Here is a 20944-nt window from a genome sequence, read left to right as displayed (position 1 = left end):
GGGAGATTATGAATGAAGGTTGCTGTTGATGCCATGGGAGGCGATTATGCGCCGGAAGAAGTTGTTCTCGGGGCGGTGGAAGCAGCCAGAGAATATAAATGTGAAATTATACTGGTTGGAGACCAGGATAAAATAATGCATTCTCTGAATGAATTTGAAAATTGGCAGGAGTTGGGGATTTCCGTCCACCATGCCAGCCAGGTTATTGAAATGCATGAACATCCGGGAGCGGCTGTCCGCAAAAAAAAAGATGCGTCCGTAGTTGTTGCCACCCGTCTGGTAAAGGAAGGAAACTGCGATGTAGTGATATCGGCGGGCAGTACCGGGGCGGCTTCGGCGGCAGCGCTGTTTGGACTCGGAAGAATTAAAGGGATTGAAAGACCCGCTATAGCCACACCGATTCCTAATCTTACCGGCACGACTGTTTTGCTTGATTCCGGCGCCAATGTGGACGGCAAGCCGAAACATTTGCTGCAGAGTGCCGTTATGGGTTCGATTTATGCCGAGTACATTTTAGGAATGCCGAACCCGCGCGTAGGATTGTTAAATATCGGTGAAGAGGAGACAAAAGGCAATGAGCAGGTTTTAAGCACGTATCCATTGTTAAAACAGTCTCATACAATAAATTTTATCGGCAATGTGGAAGGTCGTGATATTTCCAAGGGAACCGTGGATGTTGTCGTATGTGACGGTTTTGTCGGGAATATCGTGCTAAAATTCGGCGAAGGACTGGCCAGTGCAATTATGCAACTGGTTAAAGACGCAATAAAAAGCAGTGGTTTTCTTACTAAGGTTGCTTCACTCATGATTTTACCGGCCCTGAGAAGGCTGAAAAAAAAGCTGGATTATGCGGAATATGGCGGGGCGCCGCTTTTGGGTGTGGACGGGGGTTGTATAATCTGTCATGGCAGTTCAAAGGCCAAAGCGATAAAGAACGCAATCCGCGTTGCCAAGGAGTTTACCGAAACTCGAGTCGTTGATCATATCCGCGAAAACATTGCCAAGGAGGGAATTATCACGAATGGAAATGAATGAGAATGGAGTCGGGATCATCGGCTTGGGATGTTACGTTCCGGAAAAGATTGTCACGAATAAAGATCTTGAAAAAATAGTTGATACGTCGGATGAATGGATCGTAGACCGCACCGGCATCCGTGAGCGGCGAGTCGTGAGTGAGGATATGGCAACCTCCGACTTAGCTGTCAAGGCTGCTCAGAAGGCTTTGGCTGATGCGGGGGTTGCCGGTGAAGAAATTGATTTGATTATTGCCGCCACCGCTACGCCGGATATGGCCTTTCCGTCGGTAGCCTGTCTGGTTCAAGCCGAAATTAAGGCATCGAAGGCGGCAGCCTTTGATCTGACGGCTGGATGTTCCGGCTTTGTCTATGCCTTAGTTGTTGGTTCGCAGATGATTAAAGCGGGCTTGTACAAAAAGGTTTTGGTTATTGGTGCGGAAACGCTGTCCCGCATTTTAGACTGGACAGACAGAAATACCTGCGTTTTGTTTGGTGATGGCGCCGGTGCTGCCGTTTTGGGGGCTGTTGACGCCGGTTGCGGCATTATTGGGGCTCATCTGGGGGCGGATGGTGCCGGCGGGGACCTGTTAAAACTGCCGGCAGGAGGTTCCCGGTTACCGGCCTCGGCGGAAACGGTTTCGCAGCGCTTACATTTTGTTCATATGAATGGCAATGAAGTTTTCAAGTTTGCCGTTAAGGTTATGGGTGAGGCGGCGGTTAAAGCACTGGAATCGGCTGGCCTGAGTTCTAAAGATGTGGATTATTTAGTGCCCCATCAGGCCAATATCCGGATTATTCAATCGGCAGCCAAACGATTGAAATTACCTATTGAGAAAGTCATTATTAATGTTGATAAATATGGGAATACTTCGGCGGCTTCGATTCCGATCGCTCTGGATGAAGCCGTAAAAAGCGGTAAAATTAAAAACGGGGATGTCGCCGTGCTGGTTGGATTCGGTGCCGGTTTAACGTGGGCTTCCTGTGTCTTAAAATGGTGCAAGGAGGACAAGACGATTGCTTAACAATGAATTATGCCAATTATTGGGTATCGATTATCCCATTTTGCAGGGAGGAATGGCCTGGGTGGCGACTGCGGAACTGGCAGCTGCCGTTTCCAATGCCGGCAGCTTGGGCGTTATCGGCGCAGGCCATATGCCGCCGGCGGTTTTACGGGAAGAAATACATAAAACAAAAAGGTTAACCAACAAACCGTTTGGCGTTAATATTATGTTAATGTCACCCTTTGTAAAAGAAGTAATGCAAGTTGTGGTTGAGGAACGGGTACCCGTCGTTACGACCGGAGCGGGAAATCCTGGGGAATATATTCCGGCCCTGAAAGAAATTGGCAGTAAAGTGATTCCTGTCGTTGCTTCCGTCGCTTTGGCGAAACGGTTGGAGCGGGTTGGTGTAGATGCGGTGATTGCCGAAGGAATGGAGAGCGGCGGGCATGTCGGGGAAGTAACAACCATGTCTTTAGTGCCGCAGGTTGTGGATGCCCTTTCCATTCCGGTGATTGCTGCCGGTGGAATTGGTGATGCCCGGGGCATGGTGGCTGCTTTTGCCCTGGGGGCCAAGGGAGTTCAGATTGGTACCCGTTTTGTTGCGTCGGTCGAATGCATAGCCCATCCGAATTATAAAGAAACCGTTTTGCGGGCCAAGGAACGCTCTACCGTGATTACCGGACTTTCCACCGGACATCCGGTTCGTGTTATCGCTAATAAATTAACGCGGGAATTTGCCGAACTGGAGCGGAGTGGCGCGTCACCGGAGGAGTTGGACCGCCTGGGAGCGGGGAAACTGAAAATAGCCGCCCGTGACGGGGATGTGGAATACGGTTCGGTTATGATTGGTCAGGTTGCCGGCCTGGTTGATTCCATTAAGCCGGTTAAGGAGATTGTGGAAGAGATTGTAAACGATATTCCCAAGGTTTTTGAACGGCTAAGAGGGGGGAATAAAGCATGAGCAAAACGGCATTTGTTTTTCCGGGGCAAGGGTCGCAGGCGGTAGGAATGGGAAAGGAATTGTATGACCGTTATGATGTGGCTAAATCCGTTTTTAAACAAGCCGATGAGGCATTAGGCTTTTCCCTTACCGAGCTATGCTTCAACGGGCCAGAAGAGGAATTACGCAAGACGTTTAATACGCAGCCGGCCATTTTGACGGTGAGTGTTGTATGTTATGAGGTTCTAAAGGAACATGGGGTTTTGCCTCAGATTACGGGCGGGCATAGTTTAGGGGAATATTCCGCTCTGGTTGCTGCAGGCGCGTTGTCTTTTGCCGATGCGGTCAGACTGGTCCGTAAGCGCGGGCAGTATATGCAAGAGGCCGTTCCGCTGGGCGAGGGAAGTATGGCGGCCATTTTGGGACTTGAGCGCAGCCGGGTTGTGGAAATCTGTGACCAGGTCCAAGCGGAGTCCGGGGTCGTTCAGGCGGTTAATTTTAATTGCCCGGGTCAAATTGTCATTGCCGGTAAAACGGCGGCGGTGGAAAAAGCGGCAGAACAGTTAAAAGCAGCCGGAGCCAAGCGGGCAGTTATGCTGCCTGTCAGTGCACCGTTTCACAGTACCCTGCTGAAACCGGCGGCGGAAAAATTAGGAGCCGAGCTGGCAAAAGTGGCTGTTCGTGACGCAACAATTCCTGTTGTCGCGAATGTAAACGGTCAAATTGTAACCCAGGGGCAGGCAATCAAAGCTTCTCTGGTTGAACAAGCGGCCAGTCCTGTTTTGTGGGAAGATTGTGTGGCTCAGATTGTAAATTATGGTGCCGATACCTTTGTTGAAGTAGGACCGGGAAAGGTTTTAACCGGATTTACGAAAAAAATTGCTAAAGAGGTTACGGCATTAAACGTGGAAGATATGGCGTCTTTAGAAAAAACCCTTGATTATTTCAAGGAGGTTCGTTAAAATGCTTTTAGATGGTAAAGTGGCAATTGTTACCGGCGGTTCGCGAGGAATCGGCAGGGCAGCCGCTATTGAGCTGGCCAGGAACGGAGCGAAAATTGTTCTTAATTATGCCGGCAATTTGCAAGCGGCGCAACAAACGCAAGAACAGATTGTGGCCATTGGTGGACAGGCAATTCTTGTGCAGGGAAATGTCGGTGACTCTCAGGCGGTAGAAAACCTGATTAAGCAAACGCTGGATGCTTTCGGACGTGTTGACATTCTGGTTAATAATGCCGGGATCACCCGGGATAATCTTTTAATGCGGATGAAAGAAGAAGATTGGGATGCGGTTATGAATATCAATCTAAAAGGGATCTTTCTCTGTACAAAAGCGGTATCCCGTGTAATGATGAAGCAAAAATGTGGCAAAATAATTAATATGACTTCCGTTGTCGGCGTTATGGGCAATGCCGGGCAGGCTAATTATGCCGCTGCCAAAGCAGGCGTAATCGGATTTACGAAATCAATGGCTAAAGAACTGGCATCCCGTAATATAACGGTGAATGCTATTGCACCGGGCTATATTAGTACCGACATGACCGGTGTTTTACCGGAACAGGTCAAAAATGAATTAGCCGGCAAAATACCGCTCGGCAGATTGGGAACGCCTGAGGATATTGCTGCTTGTGTGCTGTTTTTGGCATCGGAATCGGCAAATTATATTACAGGGCAGACTTTACATGTTGACGGCGGTATGGTAATGTAAATCTGTCTTGGAAGGAGGTGAATAGTATGACAACTTTCGAGAAGGTAAAAGAAATCGTAGTAGAACAACTTGGTGTTGATGAAGCCGACGTTGCTATGGATTCCACCTTTATTGATGATCTGGGCGCTGATTCGCTGGATATCGTTGAATTGATTATGGCCTTTGAAGAGGAATTTAATATTGAGATTCCTGACGAAGTGGCTGAAAAAATCAAAACCGTTAAAGACGCTGTCGGATACATAGACGCGGAAAAACAGGGTTAATTAATTTATTACCTGAGCAAAAAGAAAGTCCCGTGAAATTCTTCTTTTTCGCGGGACTTTCTTAAAGGTAATGTTGTTTGCAATTGAATGGAGGAGTTATTACTTGAAACTTCCAGAACTTAGAATCGGTCATCTTGTTGCGAAAATACCTATTATGCAGGGCGGAATGGCCGTCAGAATTTCTACGGCCCGTTTGGCGGCAGCCGTCGCCGACGCCGGTGGGATTGGCCTGATTGCCGCTTCCGGGATGTCTTTTGATGAATTGAGGCACGAAATTCGATTGGCCCGCTCACTGACTAAAGGAATTGTAGGCATCAATATTATGGTTGCTGCAAGACAATTTATCGGGATTGTTAAAACGGCAATTGAAGAAGGTATTGATCTTATTGTACCGGGAGCCGGTTTTTCACGGGATGTTTTTGGATTGGGAAGAGAGTCAGGCACGCCAATTGTAACAATGGTTTCCAACATAAAAGGGGCCAAACTGGCAGAAAAACTGGGTGCTGCTGCTGTAGTTGTCGAGGGGAAGGAAGCAGGGGGACATCTTGGTACCAATCAGTCAATGCGAGTTGTGTTACCGGATATTAAGAAAGCAATCAATATTCCTGTTCTTGGTGCTGGAGGAGTTATTAACGGCCGCGATATCGTAGATGTCATGAATTTGGGAGCGGACGGTGTGCAAATGGGGACCCGGTTTGCCGCCAGTGAAGAATCGAACGCCGCTCCGGCTTTAAAAGAATTTTATTTAAAAGCGAAACCTGAAGATGTGGTACTGATTAAAAGTCCTGTGGGACTGCCGGGACAAGCTGTTAAAAATCCATTTGCAAAGAAAATTCTGGAAGGTACTGCGCCGACTCCCGATTCCTGTGATGTGTGTCTCAAACATTGTGCCAAGAATTTTTGCATTATTAAAGCTCTCATTCGGGCACAACAGGGCGATGTGGAATCCGGGCTGGTTTTTACCGGCGAGTACGTTCATAAAATAAAAGAAATTCTGCCTGTAAAAGAAATATTTTCCCGACTATTAAAGGAAATTGACGAGATAAATTAGATGAGGTGATGGGTTTGAAGAAGAGAGTTGTCGTGACAGGATTAGGTGCTATAACCCCCGTTGGTATTGGAAAAGATAATTTTTGGCAAGCTTTGCTTGCCGGTAAATCGGGGATTAGTAAAATTTCCCGCTTTGATGCCAGTGAATATGCTACCCAAATTATTGGGGATGTAAAAGATTTTGATGTAACCCAGTTTATCGACAAAAAAGAAGCAAAGCGGATGGACCGTTTTACGCAGTTTGCCATCGCCGCGGCCAAAATGGCTTTTGCCGATGCCGGCATGGATCTGGAACAGGAAGACCGCACCCGGATCGGTACGGTCATCGGTACGGGAATCGGCGGCATGGACACACTGCATGAACAATTCCGGACATTATTTGAAAAGGGACCCGGACGGATTAGTCCGTTTTTTGTGCCGATGATGATTGGCAATATGGCAGCCGGACAAACTTCCATCACGTTCGGTTTGCAGGGACCCTGTACCTGTGTGGTGACCGCCTGCGCTACCGGTACCAACGCAATCGGTGATGCTTTTAAAATCGTTCAGCGCGGCGATGCGGATGTGATGGTCGCCGGTGGTACGGAAGCCGCTGGTTCACCGGCAGCCGTCGCCGGTTTTTGTGCGATGAAGGCGATGTCAACGCGCAATGAAGAACCGGAAAAAGCATCCCGTCCATTTGAAAGAGACCGGAACGGGTTTATTATGGGGGAAGGCTCCGGTATTGTGATTCTGGAGTCGTTAGAACATGCTTTGGCGCGTGGCGCCCATATTTATGCCGAAATCGCCGGCTATGGCTATAATGCCGATGCCTATCATATTACGGCGCCGGCTCCGGAAGGAGTGCAAGCCGCCAAGTGTATGGCTATGGCAATCCGGGATGCGGGGCTTGAACCGGCAGCGGTTGATTATATTAATGCCCATGGCACGTCCACACCATTAAATGATAAAAATGAAACATTAGCTATAAAAAGTTTATTTGGTGAACACGCTTATAAATTGGCTGTGAGTTCCATTAAATCAATGACGGGCCATTTGCTGGGAGCTGCCGGCGGCATTGAATGTATCGCTACGGCGCTGACAATCGAAACCGGTATGATTCCGCCAACTATTAATTATGATAATCCTGACCCCGAACTTGACCTGGATTACGTTCCCAATAAGGCCAGGGCCCAGGCAGTGAATGTGGCCATATCGAATTCTTTTGGCTTTGGCGGCCACAATGCCACTATTTTATTGAAAAAGTATCAAGCCTAAGTTATGAAAGCGCATTCTGTTGACCATCGGTCCCGGGCTTTACGTGCCTTAGCGGCAACACTGCAGGTGGATTTTACCGACCTTTCCCTGCTTCATCAAGCCTTGGTTCATACCTCTTATGCCAATGAATGTAAATTACATCCCTTTTGTCATAATGAGCGGCTGGAATTTCTGGGCGATGCGATTCTTGATTTAATCATCAGCGATTATTTATTTCGGACCTATCCTCAATTGCCGGAAGGGGAATTAACCAAAGCCAGAGCGATGATCGTTTGTGAACCCTCATTGGCAAAGCGGGCGAGGGAATTAAGGATCGGGGATTATCTGTTTTTGGGAAAAGGGGAGGAACTCTCCGGCGGGCGGGAGCGCATTTCCATTCTGGCTGATACGTTTGAAGCGATTATTGGTGCTATTTATCTCGATCGGGGTTTGGAACAAGCCCGTTCCTTCGTTTTGAATCAACTGCAGGAAATGTTATCCTTGATTGAAAAAGGAGATTACAAGAAAGACTACAAAACGTTATTGCAGGAAGTTGTGCAGAAAAACAGTGATAGCAAAATACACTATGAAGTGCTGGAAGAGCATGGTCCCGACCATGACAAGGTTTTCAAAATCGGAGTGCTGGTAAATTCCCAATGTTTGGGAGAAGGATCGGGAAAAAGCAAGAAGGAAGCCGAGCAGCGTGCTGCTCAGCAAGCATTGGATTATCTGAATAGGATATGATTAATTATTAAAAAGACGGTTCAGCCGTCTTTTTGCATTAATACCGGATAGACTGCGCTGGTCCGCAAATTTATTCTGAGCAACGGGGAGAACGAAGGATGAAACATTATATTATACCGATTTTTATTCCTCATTATGGGTGTCGGCACCAGTGTATTTTTTGTAACCAGAAAAAAATTACCGGCCGGGAAACACCGGTTGCCGCCCGGGACGTGGCGGACATTATTGATAAACAGTTAGCGAGTATTAACCAGGAACGGCATATTGAGGTTGCTTTTTACGGCGGCAGTTTCACCGCGTTACCGCTCAATTTGCAAAAAGAGTTGCTTTCACCGGCGTGGGAACGGCTGCAGTTGGGAAAAATCAGGACCCTTCGTGTTTCCACCAGGCCTGACTGTATTGATGCAGCGATTTTGGAAAATTTAAAGCAATTCGGGGTATCGATTGTCGAATTAGGTGTACAGTCCCTTGATAATGAAGTACTAAGGCAAAGTGCGCGGGGACATCTGGCTAGTCATGTGACTGCCGCGGTTAGTCAAATTAAAGCCAAGGGATTACTTTGCGGTATCCAGCTAATGCCCGGGCTTCCCGGAGAAACCAGGCTGAGTCTGATGGAGACGGCGTGCAAGGTGATTCAGCTTAGGCCTGATTTTATCCGCATTTATCCGACACTGGTTATTGCCGACACCAAGCTGGCCCGGTTATATTCGGAAGGCCGTTTTCAGCCTTTATCTCTGAACGAGGCGGTACGGCAGGCCGCCTTTTTAAAACTGGTCTTCGAACGGCAGGGTATACGAGTAATTCGCACCGGGTTACAGACAACGGCAGAATTATGTTCGCCCGGTGTTGTACTGGCGGGACCGTTTCATCCGGCCTTTGGAGAAATGGTGGAGTCATATCTTTTTTATTTGATGATTGTTCGTTTTCTCGAGAGCACGCCTGTCTTACCGCGTTTCTTTTCGATTCATCATTATCCGCAGGATCATTCCAAATTGCGGGGAGTTGCCGGCCAAAATCTTCGCCGCTGGAAAGAAGAGTATGGTATTGTTCAAATCCGGTTCATTGCCGACGGTGAGCAGAAAAATGAGTTAAGAATTGAATGGCAGGCGCATCAATATATAATTAATAAGGAAATGATTTTTTTATAAATAAAATATGTAAAAGAAGGAATTTTTAGGAAACGTGCGGAATATTTTATTCATAAAGCCCTGACATCAAAGGAGGTTAAGTAATGGAAGTACTGAAAGTATCTGCTCAATCCAGTCCGAAATCTGTAGCAGGAGCGCTCGCTGCCGTACTTAGAGAAAAGGGATCTGCGGAGGTACAGGCAGTTGGTGCGGGGGCGGTCAACCAGGCTATTAAAGCAGTTGCCATTGCCCGTGGTTTTGTTGCACCGAATGGAATTGATCTGGTTACCATACCTGCTTTTGCCGAAATTTCTATTGATGGAGAAGAACGAACCGCTATTCGTTTTATCGTCGAACCACGCTGAATATCCTCTGCTGAAAAACCTGTTTGCCTGGCAAACAGGTTTTTTTAACGATTCTTCCTGCTTAAAGACCTTCAGGTCTTTTTGTGTAGGGATTGTACAAATTTGTCCTTCCGTGGTAAAATTTTGGTGAGCTAAATTTGAATTATAAGGGTGATCTTTTTGCTGTTGCGCAAATTTGAGGCCTATGGATTTAAATCGTTTGCGGACAAGATCGAAATGGAGTTTGGCCAGGGTATTACGGCGATTGTAGGACCAAACGGCAGCGGAAAAAGTAATATTTCGGATGCCATACGGTGGGTGCTTGGCGAGCAGAGTATCCGCACTTTGCGTGGCGCCAAAATGGAAGATGTCATTTTTGCCGGCAGTTCGGAACGCCGGCCTCTTGGCGCGGCGGAAGTTTCGCTGATTTTTGATAACAGTGACGGGTTATTGCCTCTGGATTTTAATGAAGTTACTATCACGCGCCGGATTTTCCGGTCAGGCGATAGCGAGTATTATATTAATAAATCATTGTGCCGTTTGAAAGACATTCATGATCTTCTGGCGGGGACCGGCTTGGGACGGGATGCCATGGCTGTCATTGGCCAGAATAGGGTGGATGAGGTATTAAATAATAAAGCGGAAGAACGGCGGCTGTTATTTGAGGAAGCGGCCGGAATAACCAAATATAAGCAAAGAAAAAGGGAAGCGCTGCGGAAACTGGAGGATACCGAGCAAAACCTGAGCCGCGTGACAGATATAACCTCGGAAATTGAGACCCAGTTAATTCCGCTGGCGGAAAGTGCAGTCCGGACGACCCAATTTAACCAATTGCAAAAAGAATTAACAGTGAACCAAGTCACTTTGCTGTTAAAGAAGATACAAAAGGCCGAAGGAGTTCTGAATCATTCCGTCGTCGAACAAGAACGGCTTAGGAATGAAGAGATTACCTATAGTACCCAGTTAAATAAGACAGAGGCGGAACAAGAAAGCGCTACTGCCGAACTGCAGCAAAAAGATGCCCAATTAAAAACGATTGAGGAAGAAATCCGCCATATTAGTATGGAGGTCGAAAGAGCAGACGGGAAAATCGCCGTTTTGCGTGAAAAAGAAGAATATGGCAAACAGACTGACGAACGGCTGACGCAGGAGAAAGCGAGACTGGAATGGCAAAGCAATGAATTAATAGCGCACAGCGGTGAAAATCAGCAAAAAATAGCAGCCAAGCAGGAGCAAAAGCAGGAAATTGACAAGGAACTGCAAGCAAAGGCGGAGCAGTATCAAGCCGTAGTTTCTTCCATTGAGCGACTGGAACAGCAATTGCAGGACGGACAGGAAAGAACGTTTAATCATTTGCAGGAATTGGTTGACGCCCGCAATGAATTGCGGGCAACGGAAAAAGAATTAGCCCTTCTTAAAAACAAGCAAAGCCAGCTGGAAAGAGAACATAACGAGCATTGTACGCAACATCAGCAGGCAGAGATTCAGTATAAAAATTTGTTAGCGGAAAAGAACGAACTGCAGACTAAATTACAGGAGCAACGGCAACAAATTCAGTTAGTGAATCAGGATAAAGCGGAATTAGAGCATCGTTTTGCAGAACTTTCCGGTCAGGAAAAAAGATTGACGGAGCAAGTCAATGAATTATCCTCCCGGCGCAAAATTCTGTCGGACATGCAGCAGGAATATGAGGGATTCAGCCGCGGCATTAAGAGCATTCTTAAAAGCAAGGGAAGCTGGCGTGACGATATTTGCGGGGCTGTGGCCCAAATCCTTACCGTGCCGGACGCTTATGTAACGGCGGTGGAAATCGCATTAGGCGGGGCTTTGCAGCATATTATAACCGAAAATGAGGAAACTGCCAAACAGGCCATTCGTTTCTTGAAACAGAATAATTTAGGGCGGGCCACTTTTTTGCCTTTAAATACGGTCAGAGCCGGCAAACCCCGGGACTTCGAGGTCAGAGCGGCTAAGTCAAAGGGCGCTGTTGGTTTTGCTGCCCAATTGGTAAGCTGCGAACCGCGTTTTCAAGGGATCGTTGATTATTTGCTGGGACGGACCGTTGTTGCGGAAAATGTTGACGATGCATTAGCAATCGCCAGACAGGCTTCATTTAGCGTGAAAATTGTCACCCTTGACGGCGAGGTCATCAATCCCGGCGGTTCTATGACCGGCGGGAGCGTTCAGCGCCGGGAAGCCAGTTTTCTAGGCCGCGGTAATGAAATTCAAAACATTACGGCAAGATTGGACGAGCTTAAAAAGCAGCAGGTTTCCCTGCAACAGGCCATATTGGCGGCGCAAAATAAAATGGGTCAGGCGGATGAATCCCTGAATCGGTTGCAAACCCACTGCCGGGGCTGGGAATTAAGACTGGCCGAATTGGCTGCCGTCGAAGATATGGTGCAGGCAGACTGCAGGCGATTGCTTTTTTCTGTTGAGACAATTGCCAAGGATATTTCCTTATGCAGCCGGGAACAAACGGAAGCGGAACAAAAAATTCAGGCGACCCAAGCCAGGATCGTTGAATTGGAGAATCGGGACAATGACCATAAACAGCAAGTCGCTCTTTGGCAGGAGACCCTTAAAAATTTATTACAGGAAAAAGAACAAGTTAACGAAACGATTACCGAATTAAAAGTAATTGTTTCTGCCGTGACACAGGAACTGGTTGCGCTCAATGGGTCACAGGCTCACTCAGTCAATGAAATTGCGGCGCTGTCCGGGAAGATTCAAGCTTTAACCAGGGAACAGGAGGAAAATGCGCAGCAACTGGAGCAATTTTCGCAGGAACTGGCGCAGACAATTCTTGCCAGGTCGGCAATGGAGGAACAAATAAACCGTCTGACTAAGGAACAGGAAACGGTTTATGGTGCGAAACTTAATTTGCTGGCTGCTTTGCAAAAGTTTGACAAAGCGGTCAAAGACTGCCGCCGTCGCTGCCAGGACGCCCAAGCCCGGTTGCATGAGATTGAGATGCTCCATGTTAAATACCAGTATGAAATCGACCATTGCCAGGACCAGTTGAAGAATTATTATGCCCTCAGTTTGGAAGAGGCCCAGGCGTATTTTTGCGATCGGGCCACGGAAGAAATTTTAAAAGATATTGAGAGGCTGGAAAATGGAATTGCCTCTCTGGGCCCGGTTAATCCTGCGGCCATTGAAGAACATGAAAAATTGCAGGAACGATATCAGTTTTTACAGCAGCAATCAGAGGATTTGATTACTGCCCGTGATGCGCTGTCGTCAATTATTAACGAGATTGATACGACCATGGCCAAACAGTTTAAAGCCGCGTTTCAGACAATCAACGATTATTTCGGTGATATTTTCAACCGGCTCTTTGGCGGGGGAAAGGCCTGTCTGGAATTGGTGGAACCGGATAATCTACTCAATACGGGAATTGAGATTTTGGTTGAGCCGCCAGGGAAAAAACGGCAAAATTTAACACTCTTATCGGGTGGCGAACGGGCCTTGACGGTAATTGCCCTCTTGTTTGCTTTCTTGGCATATCGCCCGGCGCCTTTTTGTGTAGTGGATGAAATTGACGCCGCATTGGATGAAGCCAATGTGCAGCGGTTTGGCAATTTTTTGCGGGATTATGCCCAAAATACCCAGTTTATTGTGGTAACGCACCGTAAGGGTACTATGGAAGCTGCCGATATTATGCATGGTGTGACTATGGAAGAATCAGGTATATCCAGGCTGGTTTCGGTAAAATTTATAGATAAAGCGGGTTAGGCCGATAAAGGAGGATCTAGTGTTGGGCTTTTTTGATAAATTAAAGACGGGACTGGAAAAGACAAGACATACATTTACGGAACGAATTGAACAGTTAATCACCGGGCATGGAAAAATTGACGAAGAATTGCTGGATGATCTTGAGGCAATCTTACTTTCCGCCGACGTGGGGGTAAAAACAACCGGTAAGCTGATGCAAAATATTAAGGCAGCCATTAAAAAGAATGAAATTCAGACAGCAGACCAATTAAAGCCTTTTTTACAGGACCAAATCAACAGCATATTAACCGGGGGAGAAACCGACGGGGGTAAAGATTATCCGGCGCCCTTTATTATCATGGTGGTCGGTGTGAATGGCGTCGGCAAAACGACGACCATCGGCAAATTGGGCCATTATTACCGGCAGCAGGGAAGAAAGGTTTTGTTGGCCGCGGCGGATACCTTTAGGGCGGCGGCCATTGACCAGCTCGAAATATGGGCCGGCCGGACCGGCGCGGAACTCATCAAACATAGTGAGGGGTCAGACCCTGCCGCCGTGGCCTTTGACGCCGTACAGGCCGCTAAGGCACGCAAGGCTGATGTTTTAATTGTTGATACGGCAGGCCGGCTGCATACGAAATCCAATCTTATGGACGAACTGAAAAAGATTCGCCGGGTGATTGCCCGGGAAATTCCTGATGCGCCGCAGGAGACGCTTTTGGTTTTGGACGCAACAACCGGCCAGAATGCGGTGAATCAGGCCAGGACTTTTGGGGATGTCGTTCAGGTTTCCGGTGTTGTTCTTACTAAACTGGATGGAACGGCCAAAGGCGGTGTGGTGATCGCAGTGAAAGAGGAACTGGGCGTACCGGTCCGCTGGATCGGTATCGGGGAAGGAATGGACGACTTGCGTCCGTTTGATGCTGCAGAATTTGCCGGCGCTTTATTCGCTGACAAGTAAATAGGCTTGACAAATAAAACAGGACCTTGTAAAATTATGCTGACAAGTATATTTACTTGTCAGCATTTTAAGTTATTGATTTTAAGCCAGGTGACAGTTGTGCTGGACAAAGTTTTGCGGGTAGGCTTACTTTATGATTACTACGGTGCTTTATTGACCGAAAAGCAGCAACAATGTCTGGAAATGCATTATCTCCATGATTTATCCTTATCGGAGATTGCGGCTGAGTTTTCGGTGTCACGGCAAGCTGTGCATGATATTATCCGGCGGGCCGAACAAATTCTGGAGGAGCATGAAAGCAAGCTGAAGCTGGTGCAGCGCCATCAGCAAGACCAGCAAGTGATGAAAAAGGTCCATGAATTGCTTTGCTCCCTGCCGGACGAGATGCGTCAACGGCCTGAGATTCAAGAATCCATACATCAAATTGGCCTTTTGCTAAATTTCCCAAAGGAGTTGTAGTGATGGTTTTTGAGGGGTTAGCCGATAAGCTGCAGCAGACTTTTAAGAAGCTCCGCGGACGGGGGAAATTATCGGAGGCGGATGTCAATGAGGCAATGCGGGAAGTACGTATGGCCTTGTTGGAAGCCGACGTTAATTTTAAAGTTGTAAAAGATTTTATCAGCAGGATTAAGGAACGGGCCGTCGGGCAGGAAGTGATGGAAAGTCTGACTCCCGGCCAATATGTGGTTAAGATTGTCAATGATGAATTGACCAATCTTATGGGCGGAACGCAGAGCCGGATTACGATTTCCTCGAAACCGCCGACCGTTGTTATGCTGGTTGGACTGCAAGGGGCAGGGAAAACGACAACTGCCGGCAAACTGGCACATTACTTGAAAAAGCAAAATAAACGGCCTCTATTAGTTGCTGCCGATATATACCGGCCTGCGGCGATAAAACAATTGGAAGTGTTAGGCGAACAGCTGGAGATTCCCGTTTTTTCCCTGGGTGATAGGGAGAATCCTGTTACAATTGCCCAGAAAGCCATTCAACGGGCCCTGGCGTATGCCAATGATATTGTAATTATTGATACGGCCGGCCGTCTTCATATTAACGAAGAACTTATGCAGGAGCTCAAATCGGTGAAGCAGGCGGTCAAACCGCATGAAATTTTGCTGGTTGTAGATTCCATGACCGGGCAGGACGCGGTTACCGTAGCTGAAAATTTTAACCAGCAACTGGGACTGGATGGTGTCATCCTGACTAAGCTGGACGGGGATGCCAGGGGCGGCGCCGCTTTATCCATTAAAGCCGTAACCGGCTGCCCGATTAAGTTTGCGGGTATGGGTGAAAAACTGGATGCCCTGGAACCATTTCATCCCGACCGGATGGCTTCGCGCATTTTAGGTATGGGTGACGTATTGAGCCTGATTGAAAAGGCGCAAACGGCAATTGACCTGGAAAAAGCGCAGGAAATGGAGAAAAAATTCCGGAAAGAGGAATTTACTCTGGATGACTTTTTGGATCAAATGGAACAAGTGCGGAAATTGGGGCCTCTGGACCAAATTCTGGGCATGCTGCCGGGCATGGGTAATTTGAAAAAGCTTCAGGACGTGAAGATTGACGAGAAGGAAATCAAACGGATCGAGGCCATTATTCGGTCCATGACGAAAAAGGAACGCAAGGACCCTGCGATTATTAACGGCAGCCGTCGTAAACGGATTGCCCTGGGGAGCGGTACCCGTGTCCAAGAGGTGAATAAGCTGCTTAAACAATTTACCGAAGCCAGAAAAATGATGAAAAAGCTGCAGGAAATGAAAAAAAGTGGTAAGAAGAACAGCGGGTTCCGGTTGCCGTTTATGCGCTAGTTAGCAATAAAATTATGATAATGGGATATTCTATGAAGGAGGTGAATGTTTGTGGCAGTTAAAATTCGTTTAAAACGTATGGGAGCCAAAAAAAGCCCTTTTTATCGCGTTGTAGTAGCGGATTCCCGTTCGCCGCGTGATGGCCGCTTTATTGAGTCTCTGGGACATTATGACTCGACGACTGAGCCTGCAGTGATTAAGATTGATGAAGAAAAAGCAATTGATTGGCTGCAAAAAGGCGCTCAACCGACTGATACTGTAAAGACGCTTTTCAGCAAAGCGGGTATCATGAAAAAATGGGATGAAATTAAGCGCGCTAAGAAAGAGGCTTGATAACTTATGAAAGATTTAGTCGAGGTTATCGCCAAGGCTTTAGTGAAGAATCCGGAGCAAGTCAATGTTACAGCGTCAGAAGACAGTGATGCCGTCGTTTACGAGTTGCATGTAGCCTCTGAAGATATGGGCAAGGTAATTGGTAAACAAGGCCGTATTGCCAAAGCAATAAGAACAGTAGTAAAAGCAGCAGCAACCAGGGAAAATAAAAAAGTAATGGTTGAAATCGTGTAAGAAGGTGACTGACTATGGACAGTATGACTCTGAAATGTCCGGTGACCATTAAGGCTAAAGTGACGGAAGAGTTGAAAAAACATTTAGCTGCCGAAATTCAGGAGGCCATAAAAAAGGCCGATATGGAGTTGCAGCAAATTGAATTTCACGGTAAGCGCCTTTTGACCGAACAGGCCAGGCAGGATGCCCAGGGACTTACTGCTTTACGGCAGCAAATTGATGCGGAAAAGCAGAAACGTCTGGATTTTAAAAATCATATGCTGGAAAAGCTGAAGGAAACCGCTCAACTGGAAATCGGTGCGGAAATTGTTCAAGGAACGATGGAACGGCTGATTACCGTAAGTGTAGGCGATGATTTGCAAAAATTGATGGGTATGGAAATTTTGCTGGAAGACGGCAAAATACTGGCATTTCGCAGCTAAGTTATGACTGATAATTTTATTGCGATTGGAAAAATTGTTGCCCCGCACGGTGTGCGGGGTGATGTTCGTGTTATTCCGCTTACCGATTTTCCGGAACGGTTCAACGGTTTAAAAACGGTATATTTGGAAGACGGCACCAGTCTTTCTGTTCAAGACGCACGTTTCCACAAGCAGTTTGTGCTGCTTAGGTTCCGTGGCCTGGATACAATGAATGCGGTGGAAGGATTACGGGGCAAACTGATTCAGGTACAGCGCAAAGATGCGGTTCTTTTACCGGAGGGGCATTATTATCAATTTGAAATTATCGGGTTAAAAGTCTATACCGTAGCCGGCGATAAATTGGGCACCATTACGGATATTATCCGGACCGGCAGTAATGACGTTTATGTGGTCGAACAGGCCGATAAACGGCCGGTGCTGGTTCCGGCGCTGAAAAAAGTAGTTAAGAAAATTGATATTAAGGCCGGGCAAATGATGGTAGAACTACAGAAGGAATGGGAATAATATGCGTATTGATATCCTGTCCTTATTTCCGGAAATGTTTGCGGGGCCTTTCGGCCATAGTATTCTGAAACGGGCCCAGGACAACGGACTGTTGCAGATTCAGGTAACGAATCCGCGTGATTTTACAAGCGATAAACATCATATTGTGGACGATTATCCGTTTGGCGGCGGTTCGGGGATGGTAATGAAGCCTGAGCCGCTCTACCAGGCAGTGCAGCATGTTCTGACGACAACCAATATAGAAGAGCGGCGGATTATTTTGATGTGTCCCGGCGGCAGCTTGTTCAGCCAACATAAGGCTAAGGAATTGTCCCGGTACGGGCAGCTTATCTTTATTTGCGGTCATTATGAAGGCATTGATGAGCGGGTTCGCCTGCATCTTGCCGATGAGGCAATCTCGATTGGCGATTACGTTTTAACCGGCGGAGAACTGCCGGCTATGGTGGTTGTTGATACCGTCGCCCGCATGATTCCCGGTGTGCTTGGGGCGGAAGACGCAGCCGAGGGTGATTCATTTTATCATGGTCTTTTGGAGTATCCGCAATATACAAGGCCGCGGGAATTTTGCGGCTGGGAAGTACCCGAAGTGTTATTGTCGGGAGACCATGCAAGAATTAATAAATGGCGCCGCCAACAATCTCTAAAAAATACACTAATACGACGGCCTGATTTATTGCAAAATATTGAACTGAGTCCGGATGATGAAAAATTGCTGGCGGAAATAATGAATGAAGTTTCAGGAGGCTAGCATGGCAGTACCTGTTTACCTGGGATTGGTACATTATCCGATATACAATAAGCATGGTGAAGTAATCACCACGGCGGTGACCAATTTTGATGTTCATGATATTGCGCGTACTTCCCGTACTTATGGTATAAAACGGTATTATATTATTCATCCCCTGGAAAGCCAAGTGAATTTAGTTAAAGAAATTATGGGTTACTGGCAGGCCGGTTATGGCGGCGAGTATAATCCCGACCGGCGGGAAGCCTTCCGTATCCTTGATATTTTGCCGGATATTACTGCGGCCGCGGAAACAATCCGTTCGCAGGAAGGTCAATATCCGTTGATTGTTACAACGGATGCCCGGAAATTTACCAATACGGTATCCTATGGAAGCATGCGTCAACGGATTGAACAGGGAAATAGGCCTTGTTTATTGCTATTTGGCACCGGCTGGGGGATGGAAAAAACGGTTATGGAAAAGTTCGACTATATTCTTGAGCCGATTTATGGTCCAAGTGACTATAATCATTTACCGGTTCGTGCCGCCGTAGCTATTATTTTAGACCGCCTGCTTGGTGAAAAATGGTGGGAATAGGAATTGTGTTTTTGGTAAAGTTATGATATAATTGCTGTCGTGTAAAACGGACGGTCCTCTGCCTAACAGCATGAACGTCTAGTATAAGGAGGAAGTATTATGGATATTATTAAAGCGTTAGAACAGGAACAACTTCGGCAAGATATTCCGTCATTTCAATCTGGGGATACCGTACGGGTGCACGTTAAGGTTGTAGAAGGCAGCCGTGAGCGGATCCAGGTATTTGAAGGAGTTGTCATTAAACGTCAAAGTGGCGGTGTCCGCGAAACGTTTACTGTTAGAAGAATTTCCTATGGTGTGGGAGTGGAGCGTACCTTTCCCGTTCATTCACCACGCATTGATAAGATTGAAGTTGTCCGCAGAGGCGTTGTCCGCCGGGCTAAGCTTTACTATTTGCGCAATCTGACCGGCAAGGCAGCCCGTATTAAAGAAAAACGTTAGTATCATAATAATTAGGGACTGTAGACAGTCCCTTTTCTTCACGATAAACGAAGTAAAATATTTCCAGGAAATATTTTACTTCGTTTATTCAGGGAGCAGTAATAGCAATCAGGCCAACATTGAGTTTTTATCTAGGAGGTGTTATATTGAGCAACACAAATCTGGGAGAAGAAATCAAGGATTGGGTTATATCGATTTTAATAGCCGTTATACTGGCCTTTTTCATTCGCCACTTTATTGTTGAATTATATATGGTGGAAGGACCTTCTATGCGGCCCACATTACTTAACGGCGAACGCTTGGTAGTAAATAAATTTATTTATCGTTTCAAAACACCGGAACGTGGAGATGTATTGATTTTCCGTTATCCGCGCGATCCCAGCCGGGACTTTATAAAAAGAGTGATTGCCGTGGCCGGTGATACAATTGAAATTAAGGACGGCCGGGTATTTGTCAATGGGCAATTACAGAATGAACCCTATATTTTGGAACCTATGCGTGGTTCGTATCCTCTATCCACGGTTCCGCCAGGGACGATTTTTGTTATGGGGGATAACCGTAATAACTCGGAAGACAGTCGATTTCCGGATGTGGGCTTTGTACCGCTTGATTTAGTAAAGGGAAAAGCGATGGTGGTTTTTTGGCCGCTTGACCATATGAAAACTCTTCCTTAGTATAAATTGACGATAAGGAAGTGAGTTGAATGGAGATTCAATGGTTTCCCGGGCATATGGCAAAAGCGCACCGGATGATTAAGGAACATTTAAAGCTGGTCGATGTGGTCATTGAATTGCTCGACGCCAGGATTCCCGTCAGCAGCGCCAATCCTATGATTCATGAAGTGATTGAGAATAAGCCGCGGATTTTAGTACTGAATAAAGAAGACTTGGCTGAGCCGGAATGGACAGAACGGTGGGTAAAATATTTTACCGGTCGAGGACTGCCGGTGGTGAAACTTAATTCGGCTACGGGCCGGGGAATGCGGGAACTTGTCGGCCGGGTAGAGGCAATAGGCGGCGATAAGATGGCCAGACTGGCGGCGAAAGGGATTAAAGGACGCGCCATAAGGGCCATGATTTTAGGCATTCCGAATGTGGGCAAATCTTCGTTGATTAACCGGCTATTAGGTACGGCTGCCGTCCGGACGGCAGATAAGCCGGGCGTTACTCGTGGCAAACAGTGGATTCGAATCGGTAAGACCCTGGAATTGCTGGATACACCGGGAGTTTTATGGCCTAAACTGGAAGATGCGGACGTAGCTTTCAAATTGGCTTTAACGGGAGCAATTAATGATGATGTATATGATTTGGAAAAGGTGATTCACCAATTTTTAGCCTGGCTGAAACAGTATCATAGCGAAAGGCTTCTTGCCCGGTATCAGCTTTCGGTCCCGCTGCCTGTTGACGACGGGGAGCTGTTGGGAAGGATCGGTGCCAAAAGAGGTTGCCTGCGCAGCGGCGGCATTATTGATTATGAAAAAGCGGGTAAAATTGTATTACAGGAGTTTCGTGCCGGTAAGCTAGGCCCGATTACACTGGATTACCCTCCGGAGCCTGTAAATCAAGGAAATGAATAGCGTGTTTGCCATCCGATATCCAATAAGAATAGTTTGCCTGAGGCTCTTGGCCTCAGGTTTTTTTGTGGGATCAGAAAAGACCGCGCAGCGGTTTTTCCCTTATAGTAGTAACCAATATATTTATCCGTCATAAGATGGTGTATAGAGAGTTATTACTTACTGAAGGAGGAATTTCTATGGGTTTCGGAGGTCGCGGTT

24 protein-coding genes are annotated in these 20944 nt (G+C 47.0%); all 24 read left to right on the top strand.

The window, feature by feature from the left end; all coding sequences use genetic code 11:
• Positions 1 to 12: 12 nt before the first annotated feature.
• The 24 genes from plsX (at position 13) to ylqF (ending at position 20746) form a co-directional block, all read left to right on the top strand.
• Complete coding sequence (gene plsX, locus LUCIF_RS04270; protein ID WP_122626638.1) at positions 13 to 1035, top strand: phosphate acyltransferase PlsX; 1023 nt, start codon at positions 13 to 15, stop codon at positions 1033 to 1035.
• Entirely contained in the window at positions 1022 to 2038 is a 1017-nt protein-coding gene (locus LUCIF_RS04265) for a beta-ketoacyl-ACP synthase III (protein WP_207856950.1), read from the top strand. Before plsX ends, LUCIF_RS04265 begins: the two co-directional genes overlap by 14 nt.
• Positions 2039 to 2090: 52 nt before the next feature.
• Entirely contained in the window at positions 2091 to 2978 is an 888-nt protein-coding gene (fabK, locus tag LUCIF_RS04260) for an enoyl-[acyl-carrier-protein] reductase FabK (RefSeq protein ID WP_370744731.1), read from the top strand.
• Positions 2975 to 3919 (top strand): ACP S-malonyltransferase, encoded by a 945-nt coding sequence (gene fabD / locus LUCIF_RS04255; protein ID WP_122626636.1) that lies wholly within the window; start codon positions 2975 to 2977, stop codon positions 3917 to 3919. Before fabK ends, fabD begins: the two co-directional genes overlap by 4 nt.
• Before the next feature lies 1 nt (position 3920).
• Positions 3921 to 4664: a 3-oxoacyl-[acyl-carrier-protein] reductase gene (fabG, locus tag LUCIF_RS04250; RefSeq protein WP_122626635.1), complete on the top strand. Its 744-nt coding sequence runs from the start codon at positions 3921 to 3923 to the stop codon at positions 4662 to 4664.
• A gap of 26 nt (positions 4665 to 4690) precedes the next feature.
• A complete protein-coding gene (locus tag LUCIF_RS04245) occupies positions 4691 to 4927 on the top strand; it encodes an acyl carrier protein (RefSeq protein ID WP_122626634.1) in 237 nt (78 codons plus the stop codon).
• Between the two features lie 103 nt (positions 4928 to 5030).
• Positions 5031 to 5978 (top strand): NAD(P)H-dependent flavin oxidoreductase, encoded by a 948-nt coding sequence (locus LUCIF_RS04240; RefSeq protein WP_122626633.1) that lies wholly within the window; start codon positions 5031 to 5033, stop codon positions 5976 to 5978.
• Positions 5979 to 5992: 14 nt separating this feature from the next.
• Entirely contained in the window at positions 5993 to 7234 is a 1242-nt protein-coding gene (gene fabF, locus LUCIF_RS04235) for a beta-ketoacyl-ACP synthase II (RefSeq protein ID WP_122626632.1), read from the top strand.
• Between the two features lie 3 nt (positions 7235 to 7237).
• On the top strand, positions 7238 to 7957 hold the full coding sequence (gene rnc, locus LUCIF_RS04230; protein ID WP_122626631.1) for a ribonuclease III: 720 nt from the start codon (positions 7238 to 7240) through the stop codon (positions 7955 to 7957).
• 98 nt (positions 7958 to 8055) lie between these two features.
• Positions 8056 to 9105: an elongator complex protein 3 gene (locus tag LUCIF_RS04225; protein ID WP_122626630.1), complete on the top strand. Its 1050-nt coding sequence runs from the start codon at positions 8056 to 8058 to the stop codon at positions 9103 to 9105.
• Between the two features lie 83 nt (positions 9106 to 9188).
• Positions 9189 to 9449, top strand: a complete 261-nt coding sequence (locus LUCIF_RS04220) for a stage V sporulation protein S (RefSeq protein WP_122626629.1) — start codon at positions 9189 to 9191, stop codon at positions 9447 to 9449.
• 159 nt (positions 9450 to 9608) lie between these two features.
• On the top strand, positions 9609 to 13166 hold the full coding sequence (gene smc, locus LUCIF_RS04215; RefSeq protein ID WP_122626628.1) for a chromosome segregation protein SMC: 3558 nt from the start codon (positions 9609 to 9611) through the stop codon (positions 13164 to 13166).
• Between the two features lie 22 nt (positions 13167 to 13188).
• Positions 13189 to 14106: a signal recognition particle-docking protein FtsY gene (gene ftsY / locus LUCIF_RS04210; protein ID WP_207856962.1), complete on the top strand. Its 918-nt coding sequence runs from the start codon at positions 13189 to 13191 to the stop codon at positions 14104 to 14106.
• A gap of 36 nt (positions 14107 to 14142) precedes the next feature.
• Positions 14143 to 14565: a YlxM family DNA-binding protein gene (gene ylxM, locus LUCIF_RS04205; RefSeq protein ID WP_207856949.1), complete on the top strand. Its 423-nt coding sequence runs from the start codon at positions 14143 to 14145 to the stop codon at positions 14563 to 14565.
• Between the two features lie 2 nt (positions 14566 to 14567).
• Positions 14568 to 15914 (top strand): signal recognition particle protein, encoded by a 1347-nt coding sequence (ffh, locus tag LUCIF_RS04200; protein WP_122626626.1) that lies wholly within the window; start codon positions 14568 to 14570, stop codon positions 15912 to 15914.
• A gap of 51 nt (positions 15915 to 15965) precedes the next feature.
• Positions 15966 to 16247 (top strand): 30S ribosomal protein S16, encoded by a 282-nt coding sequence (gene rpsP / locus LUCIF_RS04195; protein WP_122626659.1) that lies wholly within the window; start codon positions 15966 to 15968, stop codon positions 16245 to 16247.
• A gap of 6 nt (positions 16248 to 16253) precedes the next feature.
• A complete protein-coding gene (locus LUCIF_RS04190) occupies positions 16254 to 16481 on the top strand; it encodes a KH domain-containing protein (protein WP_122626625.1) in 228 nt (75 codons plus the stop codon).
• A 14-nt stretch (positions 16482 to 16495) separates the two neighbouring features.
• Positions 16496 to 16903, top strand: coding sequence for a YlqD family protein (locus LUCIF_RS04185; protein ID WP_122626624.1), 408 nt, complete (start codon positions 16496 to 16498; stop codon positions 16901 to 16903).
• A 3-nt stretch (positions 16904 to 16906) separates the two neighbouring features.
• Positions 16907 to 17407 (top strand): ribosome maturation factor RimM, encoded by a 501-nt coding sequence (gene rimM / locus LUCIF_RS04180; protein WP_122626623.1) that lies wholly within the window; start codon positions 16907 to 16909, stop codon positions 17405 to 17407.
• A 1-nt stretch (position 17408) separates the two neighbouring features.
• On the top strand, positions 17409 to 18155 hold the full coding sequence (gene trmD / locus LUCIF_RS04175) for a tRNA (guanosine(37)-N1)-methyltransferase TrmD (RefSeq protein ID WP_122626622.1): 747 nt from the start codon (positions 17409 to 17411) through the stop codon (positions 18153 to 18155).
• A gap of 1 nt (position 18156) precedes the next feature.
• Positions 18157 to 18729 carry an RNA methyltransferase gene (locus tag LUCIF_RS04170; RefSeq protein ID WP_122626621.1) on the top strand — a complete coding sequence of 191 codons (573 nt, stop codon included), beginning with the start codon at positions 18157 to 18159 and terminating at the stop codon, positions 18727 to 18729.
• A gap of 99 nt (positions 18730 to 18828) precedes the next feature.
• Complete coding sequence (rplS, locus tag LUCIF_RS04165) at positions 18829 to 19170, top strand: 50S ribosomal protein L19 (RefSeq protein WP_122626620.1); 342 nt, start codon at positions 18829 to 18831, stop codon at positions 19168 to 19170.
• 146 nt (positions 19171 to 19316) lie between these two features.
• Positions 19317 to 19844, top strand: a complete 528-nt coding sequence (lepB, locus tag LUCIF_RS04160; protein WP_122626619.1) for a signal peptidase I — start codon at positions 19317 to 19319, stop codon at positions 19842 to 19844.
• Positions 19845 to 19873: 29 nt separating this feature from the next.
• Positions 19874 to 20746: a ribosome biogenesis GTPase YlqF gene (ylqF, locus tag LUCIF_RS04155; RefSeq protein ID WP_122626618.1), complete on the top strand. Its 873-nt coding sequence runs from the start codon at positions 19874 to 19876 to the stop codon at positions 20744 to 20746.
• Positions 20747 to 20944 lie beyond the last annotated feature (198 nt).

Origin of the sequence: Allolucifera butyrica, assembly GCF_900476375.1 — a bacterium.
GTDB classification, from domain to species: Bacteria; Bacillota; Negativicutes; order Sporomusales; family UPPP01; genus Lucifera; species Lucifera butyrica.
Note: the sequence above shows the minus strand (reverse complement) of the source record. Positions and strands in the feature narration are given on the sequence as shown.